23 protein-coding genes are annotated in these 21,462 nt (G+C 70.8%); 16 read left to right on the top strand and 7 right to left on the bottom strand.

Annotation, left to right across the window (positions count from 1 at the left end):
• Window positions 1-88 precede the first annotated feature (88 nt).
• The 4 genes from ACWCQ1_RS03030 (at window position 89) to ACWCQ1_RS03015 (ending at window position 3,968) form a co-directional block, all read left to right on the top strand.
• Window positions 89-1,411: an aldehyde dehydrogenase family protein gene (locus ACWCQ1_RS03030; protein ID WP_358600079.1), complete on the top strand. Its 1,323-nt coding sequence runs from the start codon at window positions 89-91 to the stop codon at window positions 1,409-1,411.
• 51 nt (window positions 1,412-1,462) lie between these two features.
• On the top strand, window positions 1,463-1,825 hold the full coding sequence (locus tag ACWCQ1_RS03025) for an ArsR/SmtB family transcription factor (protein ID WP_133048515.1): 363 nt from the start codon (window positions 1,463-1,465) through the stop codon (window positions 1,823-1,825).
• Window positions 1,822-2,466, top strand: coding sequence for an SRPBCC family protein (locus tag ACWCQ1_RS03020; protein ID WP_358600075.1), 645 nt, complete (start codon window positions 1,822-1,824; stop codon window positions 2,464-2,466). The genes ACWCQ1_RS03025 and ACWCQ1_RS03020 overlap by 4 nt, the downstream gene beginning before the upstream one ends.
• A 212-nt stretch (window positions 2,467-2,678) precedes the next feature.
• Window positions 2,679-3,968, top strand: coding sequence for a chloride channel protein (locus tag ACWCQ1_RS03015; RefSeq protein WP_451025866.1), 1,290 nt, complete (start codon window positions 2,679-2,681; stop codon window positions 3,966-3,968).
• A gap of 25 nt (window positions 3,969-3,993) precedes the next feature.
• Here ACWCQ1_RS03015 and ACWCQ1_RS03010 read toward each other — a convergent pair whose 3' ends face one another.
• The gene (locus ACWCQ1_RS03010) at window positions 3,994-4,836 is read right to left on the bottom strand and encodes a YhjD/YihY/BrkB family envelope integrity protein (protein ID WP_451025865.1); all 843 of its coding nucleotides are present in this window, start codon (window positions 4,834-4,836) and stop codon (window positions 3,994-3,996) included.
• 325 nt (window positions 4,837-5,161) lie between these two features.
• Here ACWCQ1_RS03010 and ACWCQ1_RS03005 point away from each other — a divergent pair, with 325 nt between their 5' ends.
• On the top strand, window positions 5,162-5,833 hold the full coding sequence (locus ACWCQ1_RS03005; RefSeq protein ID WP_133048641.1) for a GAP family protein: 672 nt from the start codon (window positions 5,162-5,164) through the stop codon (window positions 5,831-5,833).
• Here the strand turns inward: ACWCQ1_RS03005 and ACWCQ1_RS03000 are convergent.
• On the bottom strand, window positions 5,780-7,120 hold the full coding sequence (locus ACWCQ1_RS03000) for a hypothetical protein (RefSeq protein ID WP_451025708.1): 1,341 nt from the start codon (window positions 7,118-7,120) through the stop codon (window positions 5,780-5,782). The two genes, ACWCQ1_RS03005 and ACWCQ1_RS03000, sit on opposite strands and share 54 nt — an antisense overlap.
• Window positions 7,121-7,260: 140 nt before the next feature.
• Here ACWCQ1_RS03000 and ACWCQ1_RS02995 point away from each other — a divergent pair, with 140 nt between their 5' ends.
• The 7 genes from ACWCQ1_RS02995 to ACWCQ1_RS02965 all read left to right on the top strand — a co-directional run bounded on the left by ACWCQ1_RS02995 (window position 7,261) and on the right by ACWCQ1_RS02965 (window position 13,065).
• Complete coding sequence (locus ACWCQ1_RS02995; RefSeq protein ID WP_451025707.1) at window positions 7,261-7,704, top strand: DUF6325 family protein; 444 nt, start codon at window positions 7,261-7,263, stop codon at window positions 7,702-7,704.
• 121 nt (window positions 7,705-7,825) lie between these two features.
• On the top strand, window positions 7,826-8,131 hold the full coding sequence (locus ACWCQ1_RS02990; protein ID WP_358600059.1) for an SHOCT domain-containing protein: 306 nt from the start codon (window positions 7,826-7,828) through the stop codon (window positions 8,129-8,131).
• 199 nt (window positions 8,132-8,330) lie between these two features.
• Window positions 8,331-9,041 carry a chitinase gene (locus ACWCQ1_RS02985; protein WP_133048643.1) on the top strand — a complete coding sequence of 237 codons (711 nt, stop codon included), beginning with the start codon at window positions 8,331-8,333 and terminating at the stop codon, window positions 9,039-9,041.
• Window positions 9,042-9,110: 69 nt separating this feature from the next.
• Window positions 9,111-10,475 (top strand): phospholipase, encoded by a 1,365-nt coding sequence (locus tag ACWCQ1_RS02980; protein ID WP_451025706.1) that lies wholly within the window; start codon window positions 9,111-9,113, stop codon window positions 10,473-10,475.
• A gap of 40 nt (window positions 10,476-10,515) precedes the next feature.
• On the top strand, window positions 10,516-11,421 hold the full coding sequence (locus ACWCQ1_RS02975; RefSeq protein ID WP_358600052.1) for an aldo/keto reductase: 906 nt from the start codon (window positions 10,516-10,518) through the stop codon (window positions 11,419-11,421).
• A 139-nt stretch (window positions 11,422-11,560) separates the two neighbouring features.
• On the top strand, window positions 11,561-11,953 hold the full coding sequence (locus tag ACWCQ1_RS02970; protein ID WP_358600049.1) for a VOC family protein: 393 nt from the start codon (window positions 11,561-11,563) through the stop codon (window positions 11,951-11,953).
• 41 nt (window positions 11,954-11,994) lie between these two features.
• A complete protein-coding gene (locus ACWCQ1_RS02965; protein WP_451025705.1) occupies window positions 11,995-13,065 on the top strand; it encodes an adenosine deaminase in 1,071 nt (356 codons plus the stop codon).
• Here the strand turns inward: ACWCQ1_RS02965 and ACWCQ1_RS02960 are convergent.
• On the bottom strand, window positions 13,047-13,562 hold the full coding sequence (locus ACWCQ1_RS02960) for a mycothiol transferase (RefSeq protein ID WP_133048648.1): 516 nt from the start codon (window positions 13,560-13,562) through the stop codon (window positions 13,047-13,049). The genes ACWCQ1_RS02965 and ACWCQ1_RS02960 overlap by 19 nt on opposite strands.
• A 17-nt stretch (window positions 13,563-13,579) precedes the next feature.
• The gene (locus tag ACWCQ1_RS02955; protein ID WP_133048649.1) at window positions 13,580-14,473 is read right to left on the bottom strand and encodes a LysR substrate-binding domain-containing protein; all 894 of its coding nucleotides are present in this window, start codon (window positions 14,471-14,473) and stop codon (window positions 13,580-13,582) included.
• 126 nt (window positions 14,474-14,599) lie between these two features.
• Here ACWCQ1_RS02955 and mgrA point away from each other — a divergent pair, with 126 nt between their 5' ends.
• Complete coding sequence (gene mgrA / locus ACWCQ1_RS02950) at window positions 14,600-15,592, top strand: L-glyceraldehyde 3-phosphate reductase (protein WP_356763955.1); 993 nt, start codon at window positions 14,600-14,602, stop codon at window positions 15,590-15,592.
• Here the strand turns inward: mgrA and ACWCQ1_RS02945 are convergent.
• Window positions 15,582-16,568 (bottom strand): oxidoreductase, encoded by a 987-nt coding sequence (locus ACWCQ1_RS02945; RefSeq protein WP_358602022.1) that lies wholly within the window; start codon window positions 16,566-16,568, stop codon window positions 15,582-15,584. The two genes, mgrA and ACWCQ1_RS02945, sit on opposite strands and share 11 nt — an antisense overlap.
• A gap of 100 nt (window positions 16,569-16,668) precedes the next feature.
• On the opposite strand from ACWCQ1_RS02945, the gene ACWCQ1_RS02940 reads away from it, so the two are divergent.
• Window positions 16,669-17,586, top strand: a complete 918-nt coding sequence (locus tag ACWCQ1_RS02940) for an AraC family transcriptional regulator (protein ID WP_451025704.1) — start codon at window positions 16,669-16,671, stop codon at window positions 17,584-17,586.
• Here ACWCQ1_RS02940 and ACWCQ1_RS02935 read toward each other — a convergent pair.
• Both ACWCQ1_RS02935 and ACWCQ1_RS02930 read right to left on the bottom strand, forming a co-directional pair.
• A complete protein-coding gene (locus ACWCQ1_RS02935; protein ID WP_133048653.1) occupies window positions 17,583-17,864 on the bottom strand; it encodes a DUF1905 domain-containing protein in 282 nt (93 codons plus the stop codon). The genes ACWCQ1_RS02940 and ACWCQ1_RS02935 overlap by 4 nt on opposite strands.
• A gap of 76 nt (window positions 17,865-17,940) precedes the next feature.
• A complete protein-coding gene (locus ACWCQ1_RS02930) occupies window positions 17,941-18,324 on the bottom strand; it encodes a nuclear transport factor 2 family protein (RefSeq protein ID WP_133048654.1) in 384 nt (127 codons plus the stop codon).
• 322 nt (window positions 18,325-18,646) lie between these two features.
• Between ACWCQ1_RS02930 and ACWCQ1_RS02925 the strand changes: the two genes are divergently transcribed.
• Together ACWCQ1_RS02925 and ACWCQ1_RS02920 are read left to right on the top strand one after the other, a co-directional pair.
• Window positions 18,647-19,057, top strand: coding sequence for a hypothetical protein (locus ACWCQ1_RS02925; protein ID WP_133048755.1), 411 nt, complete (start codon window positions 18,647-18,649; stop codon window positions 19,055-19,057).
• A 59-nt stretch (window positions 19,058-19,116) separates the two neighbouring features.
• Window positions 19,117-21,456, top strand: a complete 2,340-nt coding sequence (locus ACWCQ1_RS02920; protein WP_358602037.1) for an FHA domain-containing protein — start codon at window positions 19,117-19,119, stop codon at window positions 21,454-21,456.
• Window positions 21,457-21,462 lie beyond the last annotated feature (6 nt).

Genomic DNA, 21,462 nt, shown 5'->3' with positions numbered 1-21,462 from the left:
TCTCGCGGGCGGAATTTATTTTGGTGTATGAAAGGTTGGCATATACACCTGACCGGGCCGCAAGGCCGTACACCAGCAGCGAGGCACCGTGAACCACCCCACCCCCGAGCAGCCCGCCGAGATCGTCGCGCGGCTGCGCGCCACCTTCCGCACCGGCCGCACCAAGCCCGTCGAGTGGCGCACCGCCCAGCTCGGCCTGCTGCGCCGGCTGCTCACGGAGAACGGGCCCGACCTGGCCGCGGCCCTCCACGCCGACCTCGGCAAGAGCGCCGCCGAGGCGCATCGCACCGAGATCGACTTCACGATCCGCGAGATCGACCACACCCTGGCCCACCTCGCCGGCTGGCTGCGCCCCGAGCCCGCCCCGGTCCCGGCCCACCTCGGCGCCGACGCGAGCGCCTGGACGCAGTACGACCCGCTCGGTGTCGTCCTGGTCATTGCCCCCTGGAACTATCCGGCCCAGCTGCTGCTCGCCCCGCTGGTCGGCGCGCTGGCCGCCGGCAACGCGGTGGTCGCCAAGCCCAGCGAACTGGCCCCCGCCACCTCGGCCGCGATCGCCCGGCTCCTGCCCGCCTACCTCGACACCGACGCGGTCGCCGTCGTCGAGGGCGGCGTCCCCGAGACCACGGCCCTGCTCGCCGAGCGCTTCGACCACATCTTCTACACCGGCAACGGCACCGTCGGCCGCGTCGTCATGCGCGCCGCCGCCGAACACCTCACCCCGGTCACCCTCGAACTCGGCGGCAAGTCCCCGGCGTTCGTCGACCGCGACACCGACCTCGAGGTCGTCGCCGACCGCCTGGCCCGCGGCAAGTTCCTGAACGCGGGCCAGACCTGCGTCGCCCCCGACTACGTGCTCACCGATCCGGAGACGGCCGCCGCGCTGGAACCCGCGCTCCGCCGTGCGGTCGAGGCCCTGTACGGCACCGACCCGAAGGCCTCCGGCGAGTACGGCCGCATCGTCAACGAACGCCACTTCGACCGGCTCGCGGGCCTGCTGGACTCTGGCCGCGTCGTCGTGGGCGGCGACCACGACCGTACGGTCAAGTACATCGCGCCGACCGTGCTGGCCGACGTCGACCCGGCATCGCCGTTGATGCGGGAGGAGATCTTCGGGCCGATCCTGCCCGTGATCACCGTGCCGGACCTCGACAAGGCGATCGACTTCATCAACGACCGCGACAAGCCCCTCGCCCTGTACGTGTTCTCCCGGTCCGGGGAGACCCGCGCCCGGATCGCCGCCGAGACCTCCTCCGGCGGCCTTGGCCACGGCTTGCCGCTCGCCCATCTCACCGTCTCGGACCTGCCCTTCGGCGGGGTGGGGGAGAGCGGCATGGGCAGCTATCACGGCCGCTACTCCATCGAGACCTTCAGCCACCGCAAGGCGGTGCTGAGCAAGCCGCTGAGCTGAAACCGGATATCGGCTGCTGCTTATATAAGCGATCGCTGATACATTGGCCGCATGCACGCCTTCGATGTGCTCGGCGACCCGGTGCGCCGACGGATCCTGGAACTGCTGGCCGACGGCGAGATGACCTCCGGAGCGGTGTGCGAGGTCATAGGGGAGGAGTTCGGGATCTCGCAGCCCGGCGTGTCGCAGCACCTGAAGGTGTTGCGGGACAACGGGTTCGCGACCGTGCGCCCCGAAGGAGCCCGACGGCTCTACGCGGTCAACACCGAGCCGCTGCAGGACATAGACGCCTGGCTCGACCGCTTCCGCCGCTTCTGGACCCCGCACCTGGACGCCCTCGCCACCGAACTGGCCCGCGGCAGGCGCGCGCGCCGGCTCGGTGGCGCCGACGAGACCCCGAGGAGCACCTCATGACCGACGTGACCCACGACATCAACGACGTACACCGGCAGGTCGGCCGGCGCGCCTTCCGGGAGGGCGAGGCCCGCGTGGTGACCGTGGCCCGGTCCTACGGCGCCCCGCTGGAGGACGTGTGGGACGCCTGTACGAACGCCGAGCGCATCCCGCGCTGGCTGCTGCCGGTGTCGGGGGAGCTGCGCCTCGGCGGCCGCTACCAGCTCGAGGGCAACGCCGGCGGCGTGATCGAGCGGTGCGACCCGCCACGCGGCTTCACGGCGACCTGGGAGTACGGCGGAGAGGTCAGCTGGATCGAACTCCGTCTGACACCGGAGGACGGCGGCGGCACACGCTTCGAACTCGACCACATCGCCGACGTCGACGACACGAAGTGGGCGGAGTTCGGCCCGGGTGCGGTGGGCGTCGGCTGGGACCTGATGGTCCGGGGCCTGTCCCTGCACCTGGGCAGCGGCGGCGCTCCCGTCGACCCGAGGAAGTTCATGGGCTGGATGGGCTCGGACGAGGGCCGTCGGTTCATGACGGACAGCAGCGAGGCCTGGTACGCGGCGAACCTCGCGGGCGGCGAGGACGAGAAGACGGCGCGCGCGGCGGCGGACCGCACCATCGCCGCCTATACCGGAGCCGGTGAGCCCGACTAAGGCCAGGACGGGCCAGGACGGGCCAGGACGGGCTAGGACCTGTGGCCCGGGCTGTCCCCCGCGGGTATGTTCGTCCCGATATGTTCCGATAGTTGGAGCGGCCACCGCGCGTGGCGCCGAACTCGGGAGGACCCATCGCCGGAACGACGTCGGAGGGCCGCTCGGAGGCCGCGGAGCGCAGCCAGCCTCCGGAAGCCGATCTGCTGAGGACCATGCTGGGCCGGCCGGAGTACCGCAAGGCCCTGGTGTTCTGCGGACTGATCGGCGTTCCGGTGGCCCTGATCGCGTTCTGGTTCCTGGTGGCCCTGCGCCAGCTGGAGGAACTGCTCTGGACGACCTGGCCCAAGGACCTGGGCTGGAAACAGGCGCCCTGGTGGTGGGCGCTTCCGCTGCTGACGGTGGCCGGTCTCGTCGTCGGCCTGGTGGTCGCCCGGTTTCCCGGGCGCGGCGGACACCTTCCGGCGGGGGGCCTGCACTCCGGCGGCGTCTCCAGCAGGGCGCTGCCGGGTGTCCTGATCGCCGCCCTTGTCGGGCTTCCGCTCGGTGTCGTGCTGGGACCCGAGGCCCCGCTGATCGCGATGGGCGGCGGACTCGCCCTGCTCTTCGCGGGCCTGGTCCGAGCTCCGCAGAACCAGGCGAGTACGGCGCTGCTGGGCGCGGCGGGGGCGGCGGCCGCCATCTCCGCGCTCTTCGGGAACCCGATCGTGGGCGCGGTGCTGCTGATGGAGGTCGCCGGGGTGGGCGGGCCGCAACTGTTCGCGGTGATGCTGCCGGCCCTGCTGGCCAGCGGCGTGGGAGACCTGATCTTCACCGGATTCGTCCACTGGACCGGCCTTGAGACGGGAAGCCTGAACATCGGCCTGCCCAAGCCGCCGCCCCTCGACTGGGGTGACGTGCTGTGGGTGCTGGTGCTGGCCCCCGCCCTCGCGTTCCTCATCTACTCGATCTTCGTGGGCGGACGGTTCGCGGCCCGTTTCGTGGCGACCCGGACGGTACGGAACACGACCCTCTGCGCGCTCGGCGCCGCGGTCTGCATCACGCTCTACGCACTCGCCACGGGACGCTCACCGGCCGAGGCGGCCCTGTCCGGTGAGGACACGCTGGCCCGGCTGGCACAGGATCCCCATGCCTGGTCGGTGGGCGCGCTCATCGCCGTACTCGCCTTCAAGGGTCTGGCCTACTCGCTGTGTCTGGGCAGCCTGCGCGGTGGCCCCGTGTTCCCCGCCCTGTTCCTGGGCGGGGCGGCCGGGGTGCTGCTGGCACCTCTGCCCGGACTGGGGCTGGTTCCGGCGATGGCGGTCGGGATGGCGGCCACGGTGACCGCGGCCCTGCGGCTGCCGGTGAGCGGCGTCGTCCTGGTCGTGCTGCTGCTGGGCAACGTGGAGACGGTGGCCCTCGTCGTGCTGGCCGCCGTCGTGTCGTTCGTGGTCGTCCAGATGCTGCCGCAGGGCCCGAGCCTGCCAGCGGTCGGCGAGCAGCCGGCCGAGCAGCCGGCCCACTGACGCGCTGTCTCCTCGGAACGGCCTTCTACGTGTCGTCGGGCGGCGCGTCCGGCAGCCCGGGCGTGCCCAGACGGCGGGCCGCCCAGGGTTCGCGGGCGATGACGGCGCCGGCGGTGACGCACAGGGTCGCGACCACGCAGAGCGTGATGAGCCAGGACAGCAGGGTGAAGACGGCGCCCAGCGAGCCGTACTTGTCCAGGCTGTGGTTGAGCGCCCTGGGCACGTACAGGGGCGCGGCGGAGGTGAGGACGGCCAGGGCCGTTCCGGTCAGCAGCGCGCCCGGCAGCAGGGGCCGCCAGGGCACACGCGCCACCAGCAGCAGATGCTGCGTCCACCACCAGATGGCGACCTCCGCGACCAGCAGCAGGGGCACACCGAGCCACAGACCGAGGCCGAAGCCGTTGCGCAGGCTCCCCTGCAGCGCGAACATCAGCAGCCAGGCCGCGAGCCAGACGACCCAGCGCCAGGCAGCCACCCGTGCACCCGCCTTGGGCAGGCTCCAGGCGCGCTGGCACAGCCGTTGCATGGCACGGCTGCACGCGGTGGCCGAGACGAGCACCATCAGTCCGCCGACCACACCGGTGGTCTGCCGAAGCTCGTCGGACGGGGCACCGGTGCCCTGGACGGCCTTGCTGAGTTCGGCGTTCGCGCTTCCGGACAGTCCGAAGGCGTCGTGCAGGGAGTCGACGAGCTGGTCGCGCAGGGCCGGCGGGGCGATGGACGCCACCACGAACAGCAGCGGGACAGCCGTGAGGAACGTCTGGGCCGCCAGCCGGGTCGCCGAGTCGAGCACGTTCACCGAGATCAGATGCGACAGCAGATGCGTGATCACCGGGAAGCGGGTCTCGGCCCGGGTCCGCAGTCCCATCAGCCGGGCCCGCGTCGAGGCGAGACGTTTGCGGCGCGATGCCCGGCGCGACGGGCGGTCCGGGCTGTTTTCTCCGGTCCCTGTCCCTGACTGCATGCTGCCAGGGTGCCCTCACTGGGACCGCTTGGCCCAGGCAGGCGCACCCCGAAGGGCCGAACGGGTCGACAAGAACGGCGTGAGCAGCGGCGAACGAGAAGCGAGGCCACGCGATCGTGTGAGCCGCCCCGCCGTCGACGAATGGTGTGCCGTGCGCCCAGCGGCGAGACTGAGGTCATGGGCGAAAGCCGTTCCCTGTCCGGGCGGACAGGATCGCGCGGGGGCCGCGATGGTGCTTGACCTGGTGTTCATCGGCCTCGCGATCGCCGTGTTCCCCCTGTCGGTGACCGCGTTCGTCCTGGTGCTGTCGGCTGATCGCGGAATCCTGAAGGGCCTGGTCTTCATCCTGGCCTGGCTCGCCTGTTTCGTGGCCGTCCTGGCCGTCGTCCTGCTCACCACCGGCGGCAAACCTCCCGCTCCCAGATCCCCGCCCTCCACCGCCTCCTCCGCCGTCAAGCTCGCCATCGGCGTGGGGCTCGTCGGGTACGGCTGGTACCGGCACCGGTCGCGGCACGGCAACCATGAGCGGACCCGGCACCGCCACAAGTCGTCCGGCGGCGGGTTGATGTCGCGGCTCGACCGGCTGTCGCTGTGGGGCGCGGCGGGGATGGCTCCGCTGCTCCAGCCCTGGGGGCTCGTGGCGGCCGGCGCCGCGACGGTGGTCGGCGCCGACCTGTCCCAGACCTCCTCGTATGTGGCCCTGTTCGGGTACTGCCTGCTCGCCACGAGCAGTCTGCTGGCGATGGAGGTCTACACGACGTTCGCCCCGGACGCGGCCAGGGTGCGCCTCGGGAAGCTGCGCACCTGGATCGAGACCCACCAGGAACAGGCGCTCGTGGCCGTGGCACTAGTGGCCGGGCTGTTCCTGGTGAGCAGGAGCATCGGTCAGCTGACGTCCTGACGTCCTGACGTCCAGGAACTCGCGGATGGCGAAGACGGCCAGCACGATCACGGCGGTCCAGAGCACCACCGCCGTGGTCGGATAGCTCCAGGTGAACAGAACGATCGCGGCCACCGCCAGGATCGCCGCTCCGATCCACTTCTTGAAGCGGTGCACGAACCGGCCCACCGGGCCCAGCCGCAGCCCCGCCGAGAGGGACGCGTCCCGCCCGGCGCCGATGCTCCTGCTGAAGAAGTTCCGGGTGAAGACGGCGGGGCGGGACGGGCCGATGAAGAACGCGCCGATGGCCGTGACCAGGGCCAGCGCCCCCACCGCCCGCACGCTGGAGCGCAGGAACCGCACCAGCGCGTCGTACACGGCGCCCGCGGCAGCGGAGTTGGTGCCCGGCGGCAGATGGTCCAGATACACCGCGCGGAAGACAGTGAGCGTCACACCCAGCAGCACCATCGCGAGGAAGAACCCGATCGCGGCCCCGATCAGCGCCCGTCGGCGGTGGAACGCCAGGAACACGCCCGCGGCGGCGACGAGGACCGCGATGATCGGCAGCCAGTCGCCGACGATCTGCAGGATGCGCAGATACGTCTTGACCTTGCCGATGTCCTTGCCCTGCACCACGACGAAGTCCGTGTGGACCGAGGGGATGTTCGCCGCGACCCCCAGACCCGAGGCGACGAGGCGCTCCTTCACCTGGTCCACGATCGGCCCCACGTCGATGGCGACCGCGTTGTCCTTCAACTGGACGACGCTGTCGCTGTTGCCGGTGAGCGCCTTGTTCACGGCGCTGTGGGCCCGACGGTTGGCGTTCTTCCAGACCGTCTCGAAGGCGGGACTGGAGACCACCCGCTGCACCGTGGTGCTCACCAGTGTCTTCAGGCCGTTGGTGATCGGTCCGTCCAGGTTGCCGACCAGGGTCGCGACCTTCGGCGGCACGCCCTTCTGCGCCGCCGCGTCGCTCAGTTGCTTGACGAGACCGTCCACGTCGACCCGTTGCAGTACGGCGTCCGTGACCCGGTTGGTCACCGCCTGCTGCACGTCCGGGTTCGACGCGAGGGGCGCCACGGTGGCGACGTAGCGGTCGGTGTCCCGGATGATGCTGTTCGCCCACACCGCGATCACCGCGAGCAGGGCCAGCAGGGACGCCAGAATGATCAGCAGGGTCGAACCGAGCGCCCGCAGCCGGTGCTTCGGCTCGCGCCGGGTGCTCTCCAGTTCACTGACCCGGCGCCGCAGTTCCTCCAGCTCACCGTCGTTCGGGCGGTCCGACGGGGGCGTGTCGCTGCTCGTCATGCCTCCGAGGAGATCCCGGGAGAGGTCACCGGGCGAGCCGGGAGGGCCCGGAGGAGTGACGCGGGCACGAGGTGCGCCGGTCCATGTCCGGTGATGCAATGGCAACCAGGGGGAGTCCAGGCCTGCCAGAGGTGACCACCATGAGCGAGCAGTTCGACGACATGGGACCCATCGACTACGTGGTCGTGGAGTTCCCCGGCAACCGCATGACGGGCGAGGCCTTCCCGCTGCTCGTCGATCTCGTGGACCGGGGCATCATCCGCATCCTGGACCTGAGGTTCATCAGGAAGGACGAGGACGGCTCGGTGACCGCCCTGGAGATCGCCGACCTCACCGGTGACGGTCATCTCGACCTCGCCGTGTTCGAAGGCGCCAGCTCCGACCTGCTGGGCCAGGACGACCTGGAAGAGGCGGCCGCGGCCGTGGAGCCGGGCAACTCGGCCGGTCTGCTCGTCTACGAGAACGTGTGGGCGGCACCCTTCGCGACCGCCCTGCGGCGCGGCGGCGCGCAGCTCGTCGCCTCCGGACGCCTGAACGTGCAGGCCGTCCTCGCCGCCCTCGAAGCCGCCGAGGCGGCGTCCTGAGGTGAGCAGCGCGGAATCGTGGAACGCGCACGTCATACGCCATGCCGAGATGCCGCCCGATGAGGGTGATGGTGCAATGGACATGGTGTCTTCCATCGACTTCGGGTAAGAGGCGATTGCCATGCCAGGTCTACTTCGCGGAGTTGCGCGTACCGCCGTGGTCGCGGGCACGGCGACCGCGGTCTCCAATCGGGTGTCACGCCGCCAGCAGGGCCGATGGGCGGCGCAGGCCCAGCAACAGGGCGCCTACCAGGAGCCCCAGGCACCCCAGCAGGGCTACCAGGCGACTCCGCCCCCGCCCACCACACCCGTGGCCGACGACATGACGAACAAGATCGACCAGCTCAAGCAGCTCGGCGACCTGAAGGCCCAAGGCGTCCTGACCGAAGCCGAGTTCGAGGAACAGAAGCGCAGGCTGCTCGCCTGACGGCCCATCACAGCCCCACGAACCCCGGTGTCTTCGCACCGGGGTTCGTCACGTGCGCGCACCGTCCGGAACGGGAACAGGGTTGACTGGTCTACACCCTTGACTGGTACAGACCAAAGGAGTTGAGTGTGGCTCCACAACCCCCCACCGCGGCCGTACCCCTCACCGGGTACGGCCGTGTTCCGCGAAGGAGCCGATCGTGTCGAGGCGTCGTATCGCCGCACTCCTGTCCTCGCTCGCCCTCGGAAGCGCCGCCCTGGTGCTCCAGCCGGCCCCCACGGCCTCCGCCGCCGGCTTCGTGGTCGGCGAGGCGCAGTTCAACCAGATGTTCCCGAACCGGAATTCCTTCTACACCTACAGCGGACTGACCGCGGCGCTCGGGGCCTACCCCGGCTTCGCCAACACCGGCAGCGACACGGTGAGGAAGCAGGAGGCCGCCGCCTTCCTGGCCAACGTCAGCCACGAGACCGGCGGCCTGGTGTACGTCGTCGAGCAGAACACCGCCAACTACCCGCACTACTGCGACTGGAGCCAGTCCTACGGCTGCCCGGCCGGCCAGGCCGCCTACTACGGGCGCGGCCCCATCCAGCTCAGCTGGAACTTCAACTACAAGGCGGCCGGCGACGCGCTCGGCATCGACCTGCTCAACAACCCCTGGCAGGTGGAGAACAGCTCGGCCGTCGCCTGGAAGACCGGCCTGTGGTACTGGAACACACAGTCCGGACCCGGCACCATGACCCCGCACAACGCCATGGTCAACGGCGCCGGCTTCGGACAGACCATCCGCTCCATCAACGGCTCGCTGGAGTGCGACGGCAAGAACCCCGCGCAGGTGCAGAGCCGGGTGGACGCCTACCGGCGCTTCACTCAGATCCTCGGAGTGTCACCCGGCGGCAACCTCTCCTGCTGACGGCGGCCCCCGCGTCATGGTGTCATGCACCTGATCACCCGATGCTCACCTCGGACGAAGGGCACCACCATGCGCACCCCCCACGCCCTGCTCGCCACGGCCGCGGCGCTCGTCGCCACGGTCGTGGCACCCCCGGCCCACGCGACGGCGGTGGCTCCGGCACCCGGCCTCTACTACGTCCAGAGCGCGACGACCGGGCTGAACGCCGCCGACAACGCCGGAACCGTCGAACAGCACAGACCCAAGGGCAACGAGGACCGCCAGCAGTGGAGACTGACGGCGAGCGGATCGTCGTACCTCCTGGAGAGCACCGACACCGTCGGCAGCTGTCTCGGCCGCTCCGGCGACCAGGCCAGAACCCTCACCTGCGCGAGCCCGGACGCGGCGTGGGAGATCGCCCCCACCGGCACAGACCAGTACACCCTCAAGGCACCCGGTACGGACCGCTACTTGACGGTCGCCGCCAAGCCCTCCGGGGCCAACTACCCCGCCCCGCTGGCCGGCGGAGCCTCCGGCGACCTGTCCGGCTGGTACCTCACCCCGGTCACCACACCGACCGCGCCCATGCCGCCCCAGGACCAACGCACCCTGGACCAGGTCACGTTCCTCACCGCCCACAACGCCTACGCCAACGGCGTCGACGGCGGTTTCGCGCCACCGTTCGTCAACTTCTTCCCCAATCAGGCGCGCGGCATCAACCAGCAACTCGCCGACGGCGTACGGGGGTTCATGCTGGACATCCACCAGACCCCGGACGGCGCGATCCTCTGCCACGACAGCTGCACCCTGGTCAGCAGGCCCGTCGCCCTCTGGGTCGACCTCCAGCGCATGGTCGACTTCCTCAAGACCCACCCCGACCAGGTCGTCACCGTCTTCCTCGAGGACTACGTCGATCCGGGCGTCCTGCGGTCCGAACTCAGCCGGGTCAGCGGCCTGTACGACGTCCTGTACCGCCCCGACCGCACCGGCGTCCGGCAGCACGGCTGGCCCCGACTCGCCGACCTCATCGCCGCGAACCAGCGGCTGCTGATCTTCACCGATCACAGCCGCTCCTCCGACGAGTCGGCCGGCCTCACCCGGGACAGCTTCGGCGTGATGTACCAGCGTGAGTGGACCGTCGAGAACTACTGGTCCATGGGCTCCGGCGTTGGCTCCTCCGACTGGTCCTGCTACAGCCGCTGGTACGACGCGAACACCAACGTCCCGCTGACCCGCACGGAGAGCGGCTTCCGCCCCCTGTTCGTCATGAACCACTTCCGGGACGCCGCCGTCGCCGGCACGGCCGGCACGGACAACACCAAACTCGCCGACCGCGCCCAGCGGTTCTGCCAGCCGGCCGCCCGCAAGAAGCCCAACTTCCTCGCCGTGGACCGCTACGACCTGGGCAACCCCGCCTCGGCGGTCGACGCCCTCAACTCCTACACGTATCCGTAAAACGATCGGCGGAGCACAGTGGCTGTGCGAGACTCCGCCGATGACCTCCGAAACGATCACCGCGGACGCCGCGGGCACCTGGAAGCTCGCCGGCCTGACCGTCAACCGCATCGGCTTCGGAGCCATGCGGCTGACGGGCAGCGCCGCCTTCCACCTCGGCACCCCCAGCGACCGGGACCGCTCGATCGCCGTCCTGCGCAGGGCGATCGAGCTCGGCGTCAACCACATCGACACCGCCGCCTTCTACTTCTCCCAGCTGCGCTCCGCCAACGAGATCATCAACAGCGCCCTGGCCCCGTACCCGGACGACCTCCTCATCGCCGTGAAGGTCGGACCCTTCCGCGACTATTACGGCGAGTGGGGCACCTCCGCCCGGCCCGACCAACTGCGCGGCCACGTCGAGGAGAACCTGCGCCAGCTCGGCCGCGACCACCTCGACCTGGTCTATCTGCGCCGGATGCGGCAGGAGTCCGTCGCCGAGCACTTCGGCGCCCTGGCCGAACTGCGGGAGGCGGGCCTCATCAGGCACCTGGGCCTGTCCGACGTCGAGCCCCGCCACCTGGCCGAGGCGCAGGCCATCGCGCCCGTGGTGAGCGTGCAGAACCGGTACGCGCTGGACGACCCGAACCCGGTCACCGACGAAGTCCTGCGCCTCTGCGGCGAGCAGGGCATCGCCTTCGTGCCGTTCTACGCCGTCGCCGGCAAGAGCGGTCCGCGCGCCGCCGCCGATCACCACGACACCGCGGTGCGCGCCGTCGCCGAGGCCCATGGCGTCAGTCCCGCTCAGGTCCGGCTCGCCTGGACCCTGCACCAGGGCCCGCACGTCCTCGCCATCCCCGGTACGAGCAACCCCGACCACCTCGTCGAGAACGTCGCCGCGGGCGCGTTGCGGCTGACGGACGAGGAACTGCGCCGGCTGGGCGCCCTGCGCGGACAGAGCGACTGACCGCCCGCCGCACCGGTGCCTCCCGGCCCGTCCTGCGAAGGCGGGCCGGGACGGCCGGAGGGTCTTTCCGGCGCCGACTGGCGTTCCCCGGGTTTTACGTATAACCTCACCCGTCAACCGCTCACCCCGAAAGGCCCCGATGAGTCGCATCGCCCTGGTCACCCTCGTCGTCGACGACTATGACGAGGCGATCCGCTTCTACACCGAGGCCCTCGGATTCCGGCTCGTCGAGGACGCACCGCGCCCCGACGGCTCCCGGTGGGTGGTCGTCGCTCCCGGCGCCGACGCCCACGGCACCGGCCTGCTGCTCGCCCGCGCGAAGGGCGAGGCGCAGCGTGACCGGGTCGGCGACCAGACCGGCGGACGGGTCGGCTTCTTCCTGCACACCGACGACTTCGCCCGTGACCACGCCCGGATGCTCGCCGGCGGCGTGACCTTCCTGGAGGAGCCGCGGCACGAGCCCTACGGCTCGGTCGCCGTCTTCCAGGACCTGTACGGAAACCGCTGGGACCTGCTCCAGCCCGCCGAGTAACCCACGCCCCCCAGAACCGCCTGTCGTAGAAAGCGCCCGCCATGACCGCTACGCGCGTAGACGTCGATGTGATCCGCCGCCTCCCCAAGGCCGTCCTGCACGACCACCTGGACGGTGGCCTGCGCCCCGCCACCGTGGTGGAACTCGCGGCCGCGGTCGGTCACACCCTGCCCACCACCGACCCCGACGAGCTGGCCGCCTGGTACTTCGAGGCCGCCAACTCCGGTGACCTGGTGCGTTACATAGCCACCTTCGAGCACACCCTGGCCGTCATGCAGACCCGCGAGGGCCTGCTGCGCGTCGCCGAGGAGTACGTGCTCGACCTGGCGGCCGACGGGGTCGTCTACGCGGAGGTGCGCTACGCCCCCGAGCTGAACACCCGGGGCGGGCTGGCGCTCAGCGAGGTCGTCGAGACCGTCCAGGAGGGGCTCGCGGCCGGCATGGCGAAGGCCGCCGCCGCCGGTACCCCCGTCCGGGTGGGCACCCTGCTGTGCGGCATGCGGATGTTCGACCGGGTCCGCGAGGCGGCCGACCTGGCCGTCGCGTTCCGGGACGCCGGTGTCGTCGGCTTCGACATCGCCGGCGCCGAGGACGGCTTCCCGCCCGCCGACCACCTCGACGCCTTCGAGCACCTGCGCCGCGAGAGCGTGCCCTTCACCATCCACGCCGGCGAGGCGCACGGACTGCCCAGCATCCACCAGGCCGTACAGGTGTGCGGCGCGCAGCGCATCGGCCACGGAGTGCGGCTCACCGAGGACATCGTCGACGGCAAGCTCGGCCGGCTCGCGGGCTGGGTGCGCGACCGCCGCATCGCGCTGGAGATGTGCCCGACCTCCAACCTCCAGACGGGTGCGGCCACGTCGATCGCCGAGCACCCGATCACGGCCCTGAAGGACCTGGGCTTCCGGGTCACCCTCAACACCGACAACCGTCTGGTCTCGGGCACGACGATGACCCGGGAGATGTCCCTGCTGGTGGAGGAGGCGGGCTGGACGGCCGAGGACCTGCGCACCGTCACGGTGAACGCCGTCAAGAGCGCGTTCATCCCGTTCGACGAGCGCAAGGCCCTCATCGAGGACGTCGTCCTGCCGGGCTACGCGGCAGCGCTCTGAAGCAGCCCGCGCACATAGGCGGCCTGTCCGACGTGCTGCAGATCGTCGGACAGGACGCTGACCAGGCGGACGCCCAGGGTGACGGGCGGCTCCCAGCGTTCGTCGACGACGCGGTCCAGGTCGCCCGAGGCCAGGTCACCGAGAACGGCCAGGGTCTGTTCGTGCACGGCGTCGTAATAGCCGGTCAGCAGCTCGCCGGAGTCCACCCGGACCTTGCCGACCCTCGTGGAGCTGTGCCCGTAGCCGGTGTCGTGGCGGGGCAGGTCCAGGCCGAAGCGCTTGAACCAGTCCTGGGTGAGCCAGACCTGCTCCAGCCCGAAGGCGTCGGCGACGTGGTCGTCCTGGACGCGGGTCAGATGCCAGATCAGCCAGCTGACGGAGTTGGCGTCGTGCGAGGGGCGGGCGTTGAGCTCGTCCGGGCCGAGCCCCTCGACGACGGCGTGGACTTCTTCCCGGATGCGGCTGTGGCCGTCGATGAGGATGTCCTTTGCATGCATGACTCCACCATCGCGCATCACACGCCGTCCTGTGTCGCCTGTTCCAGAAGCGCCATCAGTGCCCGCGCCGCCGGACTGGTCGCCTGGGCGGGCGGCAGCAGGGCCACCGTCTCGTAGACCGTCTCGCCCGTGCCCTTCACGGGCAGGGCGGTCAGCGCCTCGCGCTTGTGCCGGAAGTGCCGGGGGACGACGGCCACGCCGAGGTTCTCGTCCACCAGGTCCAGCAGGCTGTGCACGTCGTTGACCTCCAGCGCCACCGTGCGCCGTACACCCGCCGCCGCGAAGGCCGCGTCGGTGGTGCGGCGCGGGCCCCAGTCGGGCTGGAAGTCCACGAACACCTCACACCCCAGATCGTCCGGGGTCACCGCCGCGCCGTCCCTCGCCAGGCGGTGGCTGGGATGGCACAGCACGGTCATCGGCTCGGCCGTCAGCGACACCGAGCGCAGCTGGTCGGTGTCCGCCTGCGTACGGTAGGCGAAGGCCAGGTCCAGCCGTCCCGCCGCGACCTCCTCGGCGAGTTCCCCCGAGCCCGCCTGCCGCAGCCGGATCTCCACGTCAGGATGCCGGTGCCGGAACGCCGCCAGCAGCCGTGCCACATGCACCCCCGCGATGCACTGCTCGGTCCCCACCGACAGCGTGCCCCGCAGCACTCCCTGCACGGCCGCGACCGCCTCGTGCGCCGCCCGCACCTGCGCCAGGATCCGCTCGGCCTCGCCCAGCAGCGCCCGCCCCGCCTCGGTGAGCGTCACCCTGCGGGTGGTGCGCACGAACAGCGGCGTCTGCAACTCCCGCTCCAGCGCCCGGATCGAGGCCGAGAGCCCCGACTGGGAGACCATCAGCCGTTCGGCGGCCCGGGTGAAATGCTGGTCCTCGGCGACCGCGACGAAGTGCTGGAGATGGCGGAGTTCCATGATTGTGCAGCCTATCTGCTGAGTTCCATCGCATTCTCCTGTTGGACCACTGCCCCCAGGTCGCGAAAGATGGGGTACCGGTTTCCGGAACCGAGAAAGCCCTGTGCCAACCCCTCTGGAGTCGCGTTGTACACCGCACACCCCGACCGCTACGCGGACCTGCCCTACCGGCGCACCGGACGCAGCGGCCTGAAGCTCCCCGCGATCTCGCTCGGCCTGTGGCACAACTTCGGTCCCGACCGCCCGGTCGAGACCCAGCGGGCCATTCTGCGCCGCGCCTTCGACCTCGGCGTCACCCACTTCGACCTCGCCAACAACTACGGCCCGCCGCCCGGCGCCGCCGAGCTGGCCTTCGGCGAGGCCCTCAAGGACGACTTCGCGCGCTACCGCGACGAGCTGGTGATCTCCACCAAGGCCGGCTATCTGATGTGGCCCGGCCCGTACGGCGAGTGGGGCTCGCGCAAGTACCTGCTGTCCTCGCTGGACCAGAGCCTTGCCCGGATGGGCCTGGACTACGTCGACATCTTCTACTCGCACCGCCCCGACCCGGAGACTCCCCTGGAGGAGACGATGGGCGCCCTGCACTCCGCGGTGCAGCAGGGCAAGGCGCTCTACGTCGGCATCTCCAACTACTCGGCCGAGCAGACCCGTGAGGCCGCCCGCATCCTGGGCGAGCTGGGCACCCCGCTGCTGATCCACCAGCCGCGCTACTCGATGCTCGACCGCCGCCCCGAGGACGGCGGCCTGCTGGACGCGCTCGACGAGCTCCAGGTCGGCTCCATCGTCTTCTCCCCGCTGGAGCAGGGCCTGCTGTCCTCCCGCTACCTCGACGGCATCCCGGAGGACTCGCGGGCCGCCTCCGACAGCCCGTTCCTGCAGTCGGACGCGGTCACCGAGGACCTGGTGGCCAAGCTGCGTGCCCTCGACGAGATCGCCAAGGGCCGCGGACAGACCCTGGCCCAGCTGGCCCTAGCCTGGGTGCTGCGCGGCGGCCGGGTGACCTCCGCGCTGGTCGGCGCGAGCAGCCCGCAGCAGATCGAGGACAGCGTCGCGGCCACCCGCAACCTGGACTTCGACGCCGATGAACTGGCCCGCATCGACGCGATCGTCACGCCGTAAGACGCTCGCTGACCTCCCAGAGGCGGGCCGCCGCCTCCGGATCGACGGCGCCCGGCAGCACGCCGGGCGTCCGCTCGCTGTCGTACCAGGCGGCCTCGGTCTCGGGCGTCACGAGCGGGCTGACGTCGCAGTTCTCGCAGTAGACCCCGCCGAGGCCGGCCAGCCGGGGGCTGGTCGCGCACCAGACGCCGGTGGCCGCGCCCTGCTGCACCGTCTTCCACTGACGCGCGGGATCGATCACGGGCCTGCCGTCCTCGTCGACCGTGCCCGACGCCCGGACGATCTCCGGGTCGAGGTGCTTGATCAGCCCGGTGTCGATGATGATGCCGGGATGCACCGAGAAGGCCCGTACGCCCTCGGTGCGCCCGCGCCGGTCCAGCTCCACGGCGAACAGCGCGTTGGCCGTCTTCGACTGGCCGTAGGCGACGAACGGTTCGTAGGGCCGGTGCTCGAAGTGCAGGTCGTCGAAGTCGACGCCGCCGAAGCGGATGCCCCGGGAGGACACCGACACGACCCGTGCGCCGCCTGCCGCGACGAGCGCCGGCCACAGGCGGCGGACCAGCTGGAAGTGCCCCAGGTGATTGGTCGCGAACTGCGCCTCGTAGCCGCGTGCGTCCCGGGTCAGGGGAGTCGCCATGATCCCGGCGCTGTTGACCAGGAGGTGCAACGGCCGCCCGGAGGCCAGGAACTTCTCCGCGAAGGCGTCGATCGACGCCGGATCCAGCAGGTCCAGATACTCGGTCTCGGCCCCGGGCACGTCCGTCAGCGCGGCCCGCGCCCGCTCGAGGTCACGCGCCGGTACGACGACCTGGGCGCCGGCGGCGCGCAGTACCCGGGCGGTCTCCAGGCCGATCCCCGAGTAGCCGCCGGTGACGATCGCGACCTTGCCGGTCAGGTCGATCCCCTTGATCACCTCCTCGGCGGTGGACGCGGCGCCGAAGCCGGAGCGGACGGGACGCTGTGCGGTGGTGGTCATGTCTGGCTCTCCTCGAAATGGACTGACCAGGCCACCGTAGGACCGTCGATCCGTACGATGAATGCTTGAGAATCCGCATTACTTGCGTGATAGTTCGAGCATGACCGCGGATCCGCTCTCCGACGCCCTCGCCGTCGCCGACGCCCGCAGTGTGTTCTCCGGGGGTTTCCTCGCCGGAGGGCACTGGGCGATCCGGCTCGTGGGGCGCGACAAACTGAAGGTCAACGCCGTGGTGCGCGGACGGTGCCTGCTGCTGCCCCCGGACGGCGGTCAGCCCCTGCCGCTGGTCGAGGGCGACATCGTGGTCTCCGACGGCAGACGGCCGTACGTGCTGTGCAGCCGGCCCGGCATCGAGCCGATCAGTTCCGACCAGGTCGCGATGGACCCCGGAACCCGCATGGGGCGGCTCGGCGAGGGCGAGGACGTCGCCTGCGTCTCCGGGCACATCGACCTGAGCCGGGACAGCGGCGAGCTGCTGCGCCGGGCGCTGCCGGAGCTGATCCACGTGAGGGCCGACGCGGCCGAGGCGCCCGTGCTGCGCTGGCTGGTCGGGCAGCTGGTGGGGGAGATGAAGACGCGCCGGGCGGGCGGCGAGTTCGCCTCGGACCAGCTGGCCCAGCTGATGTTCGTGCAGGTGCTGCGGGTCTGCCTCGCCGAGGCCGACGGGCTGCCGCCCGGCTGGCTGCGGGCCCTCGCCGACGAACGGCTCGCCCCGGCGCTGCGTCTGATGCACGCCGACCCGGGACACCCCTGGCAGCTTCAGGAGCTGGCCCGCGCCGCCGCGATGTCCCGCACCACCTTCGCCGTACGGTTCAAGGAGGCGGCCGGGGTGCCGCCGCTGACGTATTTGCTGAACTGGCGCATGAGTCTCGCGGCCCGCGCCCTGCGCCAGGACACGGCTCCCGTCGCCGCGCTCGCCCGCTCCGTCGGCTACACCTCCGAAAGCGCCTTCAGCAACGCCTTCAAACGCTCCATGGGCGTAGCCCCCCGCCGCTACCGGGACGCCACCCGGGTCTAGAGCCGCTCCTCCAGGCGTACGGTCACCGTGTCGCCCTCGCTCTTGCCGATCGCCCTGCGGAGGTCGGCCTTGACCGGGAGTTTGTGGGTGCCGTCGCCCAGGGCCATGAAGGAGCTGCGGAATGGGTGTCCGTCGATCGTGCCGCGGACCTTGACGAGCCCGCGGGTGCCGAAGAAGTCGACGGACTTCGGCCAGACCAGATAGGTCCAGCCACCCTCGGCGGGGCTCTTGCGCAGGACGGCGGTGAACTGCTCGTCGAGTTTTCCGGTCGTCACCATGGTGGTTCCTCCGCTCCCGGTGGATGTGTACAGGAGACCACCGGGAGCGGGGAAACTCATCGCCCGGGCCGCGTGCTCACCCCCCGGCGGGCACCCGGTCCAGAAAGCCCAGCACGGTGCGGATGCGGCCGTCCTCGTCCAGCGTGACCACGTCGAAGCCGGCCACCGGCGCCGAGCCGTCGGTCTCGCTGACCAGCTCCCAGGAGAAACGCGCCGTGTCGTGATGGCCGTCGACCGGGCCGGCCGGCCGGAAGGAGAACCCGGGGAACTGCTCATGCGCCGCGGCGATCACGGCGGCGATCCCCTCGTGACCGGTGACATCGGCCAGCGGGTCGGTGTAGGAACCGTCCGGGGTCCACGCGGCGGCGACCGCCTTCGCCAGCTCCTCCGGCTCGCCCGCGTTCCAGGCCTCGAAGTAGCGGGCGACGGCGTTGTCGTAACGGTCGGTGTTCGCGGACATGGCGATCAGCCTCCACAGAGGTAGTCGTTGCTGGTCAGAGCCCGGATCGCGGTCTCGGCGACCCGGTACGACCACCCTGCCCGGCGCGGGGCGGTGCGTCGATTACCCCTCGGGTAATGAACCGACCCGCGTATTTCGGCCAACTGCCCTGGTGAATATGCCAGGAGACTGGCCGGAAAAGCATGGTGACACTGTTTCAGTAGTGAACATACTCAACAGTTGAGGGACTTCACGGCGAGCGAAGAGGCCGTCACGTACCGCACATGAGCCGCACGGAAAGCGAGGCAAGGCCGAGAGACGAACGAGCAGCGGGGGAATGACCATGCACGACGAGTTCTTATGCCACGTCACCGCGTACGGAGTCTGCGCCGGACAGCGTATCGGCGTACCCCTGGGCACCTACCGTGCCCCCACCCTCGCCCTCGCGCTGTGGTGGCTGCGCGACCGCGCCATCTGGATCGCCGACCGTCTCGACCCGCAGCCCGAGGCCGAACACTTCCCGCCCGGCTCACTGGCCCCGGTCGCCGAGACCGTGCCGGACGTGCCGACCGCGCTGCGCTGGTGGTGCGGCGAGCTCTCCCAACAGGAGCTGGTCGCCGACGAGTTGGCCGCCGGGAGACTGGTGCGGGTCGCCGTCTGCGACGAGACCACCGAGTACGAGCTGCTCGCCGAGTCCGTCGACGCACTGCGCATGCAGCGGGTCGTCCCGGCGCTGTTCATGCCCGTCGGCTGAGCTCCGGCACCGCTCCTCGCGCCAGGCGCACATCTGGACGAATCGGTAGTATTTTCCGCATGGCAGAGCGGCCGGTCGCTCCGACAGCGCCTGAACTCGTGCTGGAGACCGAGACGGGCTCCACGGTGATGAGCCCGAGCCACGACTACCACGTGGGCCGCGACCCATTGAGCGACATCGTCTTCGACGACGCGCGGGTCTCCTGGCACCACGCGGTGCTGCGGCCCGAGGACGGTCACTGGCTGGTCGAGGACGAGAACAGCACCAACGGCACCTTCGCCGACGGCCGCCGCATCCACGAGTGGGGCGTCGGACCCGGCAGCGTCATCCGCTTCGGCAACCCCTCCGACGGCCCCCGCGCCGTCCTGCTCGACTGCCCGCCACCGGTCGTCGAACGCCCCTCCGCGGTGTCGATGCCCGGACTGACCGGCACCTTCCGCCAGCCCACCACCGTACGGCCGCTGCCCACGCGGACCCTGCGCATCGGCCGCGCGACCGACAACGACCTGGTCATCGACGACCTCAGCGTCTCCCGCCGGCACGCCGAACTGCGCGCCCTGCCCGACGGCAGCTACGAGATCGCCGACCTCGGCAGCCACAACGGCACGTACCTCAACGGCACGCCCGTCACCGTCGCTCCGATCGGCCCCGGCGACATCGTCGGCATCGGCCACTCGGCGTTCAGCCTCGTCGGCGACACCCTGCAGGAGTACGTCGACACCGGCGAGGTCTCCCTCGACGTGCAGGACCTCGCGGTGGCCGTCGACCGGGGCCGCAAGACGCTGCTGGACCACGTCTCCTTCCCGGTGGGGGAGAAGTGCCTGCTCGCGGTCGTCGGCCCGAGCGGTGCCGGAAAGTCCACCCTGCTCAACGCGCTCACCGGGCAGCGTCCCGCCGACCACGGCACCGTCCTCTACGACGGCCGCGACCTCTACCGCGACTACGCCGAGCTGCGCCAGCGCATCGGCCTGGTCCCGCAGGACGACATCCTGCACGCCCAGCTCACCGTCCGCAGCGCCCTGTCCTACGCGGCCGAACTGCGCTTCCCGCAGGACACCGCGAAGGCGGAACGCCGGGCCCGCGTCGACGAGGTCATCCGTGAGCTGGGCCTGGAGCAGCGCGTCCGTCAGCCCGTGCACAGCCTCTCCGGCGGCCAGCGCAAACGCGTCAGCGTCGCCCTGGAGCTGCTGACCAAGCCCTCCCTGCTCTTCCTCGACGAGCCGACCTCCGGTCTTGACCCCGGCATGGACCGCTCCGTGATGCACATGCTGCGTGGCCTCGCCGACGACGGACGCACGGTCATCGTCGTCACCCACAGCGTCCTCAGCCTCGACGTGTGCGACCGCCTCCTGGTCCTCGCCCCCGGCGGCAAGGTCGCCTACTACGGACCGCCCGAGGACGCCCTCGCCTTCTTCGGTTTCGAACAGTGGCCGGAGGCCTTCGAGGCCTTCGAACGGGACACCGACCGCGACTGGGCGGGCGACTTCCGCCTCTCGCCCTTCCACCGGCGCTACATCACCGAGGCCACCGCCCAGCCCCGGGTGCCCCGCTCCGGCCCGGTCGTCATCACCCCGCCCGCCCGGCCACGCAGCCGGGGCGCCCAGCTCGGCACCCTGGTGCGCCGCTACACCGCCGCACTCAGCGCCGACCGCACCTTCCTCGCCATCATGATCGCCCTGCCGTTCGTGATGGGCGCCATGGCCCGCGCCCTGGCCGGCAGCAAACTCACCCATGACACGGCGATGAACGCCCTGCTGATCCTGTGCGTCGGCGGAGTCCTCACCGGCGCGGCCAACGCCGTGCGCGAACTGGTGAAGGAGCGCACCATCTACCAGCGCGAACGCGCCGTGGGCCTGTCCAGATCGGCGTACCTGATGTCCAAGGTCGTCGTCCTCGGCACGGTCACCGTGCTCCAGGCCGTCGTGCTGACCCTCGTCGCCCTGCTCGGCGTCGATCTCAACGCGCCCGGCGGTCAAGGAGTGATGATGCCGCCCCTGGTCGAAATCACCGTCGCGGTCGCCCTGCTGGCGTTCACGGCGATGATGCTCGGCCTGCTGGTCTCCGCGCTCGTGCGCAAGGAGGAGGTGACGATGCCGCTGCTGGTGCTGCTCGCCATCGTCCAGGTCGTCTTCTGCGGCGCCCTGTTGAAGCTGCACGGCGTACCGGGCCTGGAACAGCTGTCCTGGCTGGTGCCCTCACGCTGGGCGCTCGGCGCGATGGCCGGCACGATCGGGCTGTCCCGGATCGTGCCGGGCGAGCTGACCGCCGACCCGCTGTTCCGGCACTCCACCGGGGTGTGGCTGCTGAACATCGCCATGCTGGTCGTGCTGTCCGCCGTCTTCTGGTTCGCGGTGTCCCGGCTGCTGCGCCGGCACGAACCGGCCGTGATGCGGAAGTAGGGCCGC

Source organism: Streptomyces sp. NPDC002144, from assembly GCF_053593695.1.
This window is presented reverse-complemented; position numbering and strand designations above follow the sequence as displayed.

What these genes read in the sequence shown, in the direction of transcription:
- ACWCQ1_RS03025 (WP_133048515.1), top strand. Translation starts at nt 1,463, where the DNA reads ATGCACGCCTTCGATGTGCTCGGCGACCCGGTGCGCCGACGGATCCTG.
- ACWCQ1_RS03020 (WP_358600075.1), top strand. Translation starts at nt 1,822, where the DNA reads ATGACCGACGTGACCCACGACATCAACGACGTACACCGGCAGGTCGGC.
- ACWCQ1_RS03015 (WP_451025866.1), top strand. Translation starts at nt 2,679, where the DNA reads ATGCTGGGCCGGCCGGAGTACCGCAAGGCCCTGGTGTTCTGCGGACTG.
- ACWCQ1_RS03010 (WP_451025865.1), bottom strand. Translation starts at nt 4,836, where the DNA reads ATGGGACTGCGGACCCGGGCCGAGACCCGCTTCCCGGTGATCACGCAT.
- ACWCQ1_RS03005 (WP_133048641.1), top strand. Translation starts at nt 5,162, where the DNA reads ATGGTGCTTGACCTGGTGTTCATCGGCCTCGCGATCGCCGTGTTCCCC.
- ACWCQ1_RS03000 (WP_451025708.1), bottom strand. Translation starts at nt 7,120, where the DNA reads ATGACGAGCAGCGACACGCCCCCGTCGGACCGCCCGAACGACGGTGAG.
- ACWCQ1_RS02995 (WP_451025707.1), top strand. Translation starts at nt 7,261, where the DNA reads ATGAGCGAGCAGTTCGACGACATGGGACCCATCGACTACGTGGTCGTG.
- ACWCQ1_RS02990 (WP_358600059.1), top strand. Translation starts at nt 7,826, where the DNA reads ATGCCAGGTCTACTTCGCGGAGTTGCGCGTACCGCCGTGGTCGCGGGC.
- ACWCQ1_RS02980 (WP_451025706.1), top strand. Translation starts at nt 9,111, where the DNA reads ATGCGCACCCCCCACGCCCTGCTCGCCACGGCCGCGGCGCTCGTCGCC.
- ACWCQ1_RS02975 (WP_358600052.1), top strand. Translation starts at nt 10,516, where the DNA reads ATGACCTCCGAAACGATCACCGCGGACGCCGCGGGCACCTGGAAGCTC.
- ACWCQ1_RS02970 (WP_358600049.1), top strand. Translation starts at nt 11,561, where the DNA reads ATGAGTCGCATCGCCCTGGTCACCCTCGTCGTCGACGACTATGACGAG.
- ACWCQ1_RS02965 (WP_451025705.1), top strand. Translation starts at nt 11,995, where the DNA reads ATGACCGCTACGCGCGTAGACGTCGATGTGATCCGCCGCCTCCCCAAG.
- ACWCQ1_RS02960 (WP_133048648.1), bottom strand. Translation starts at nt 13,562, where the DNA reads ATGCATGCAAAGGACATCCTCATCGACGGCCACAGCCGCATCCGGGAA.
- ACWCQ1_RS02955 (WP_133048649.1), bottom strand. Translation starts at nt 14,473, where the DNA reads ATGGAACTCCGCCATCTCCAGCACTTCGTCGCGGTCGCCGAGGACCAG.
- ACWCQ1_RS02945 (WP_358602022.1), bottom strand. Translation starts at nt 16,568, where the DNA reads ATGACCACCACCGCACAGCGTCCCGTCCGCTCCGGCTTCGGCGCCGCG.
- ACWCQ1_RS02940 (WP_451025704.1), top strand. Translation starts at nt 16,669, where the DNA reads ATGACCGCGGATCCGCTCTCCGACGCCCTCGCCGTCGCCGACGCCCGC.
- ACWCQ1_RS02935 (WP_133048653.1), bottom strand. Translation starts at nt 17,864, where the DNA reads ATGGTGACGACCGGAAAACTCGACGAGCAGTTCACCGCCGTCCTGCGC.
- ACWCQ1_RS02930 (WP_133048654.1), bottom strand. Translation starts at nt 18,324, where the DNA reads ATGTCCGCGAACACCGACCGTTACGACAACGCCGTCGCCCGCTACTTC.
- ACWCQ1_RS02925 (WP_133048755.1), top strand. Translation starts at nt 18,647, where the DNA reads ATGCACGACGAGTTCTTATGCCACGTCACCGCGTACGGAGTCTGCGCC.
- ACWCQ1_RS02920 (WP_358602037.1), top strand. Translation starts at nt 19,117, where the DNA reads ATGGCAGAGCGGCCGGTCGCTCCGACAGCGCCTGAACTCGTGCTGGAG.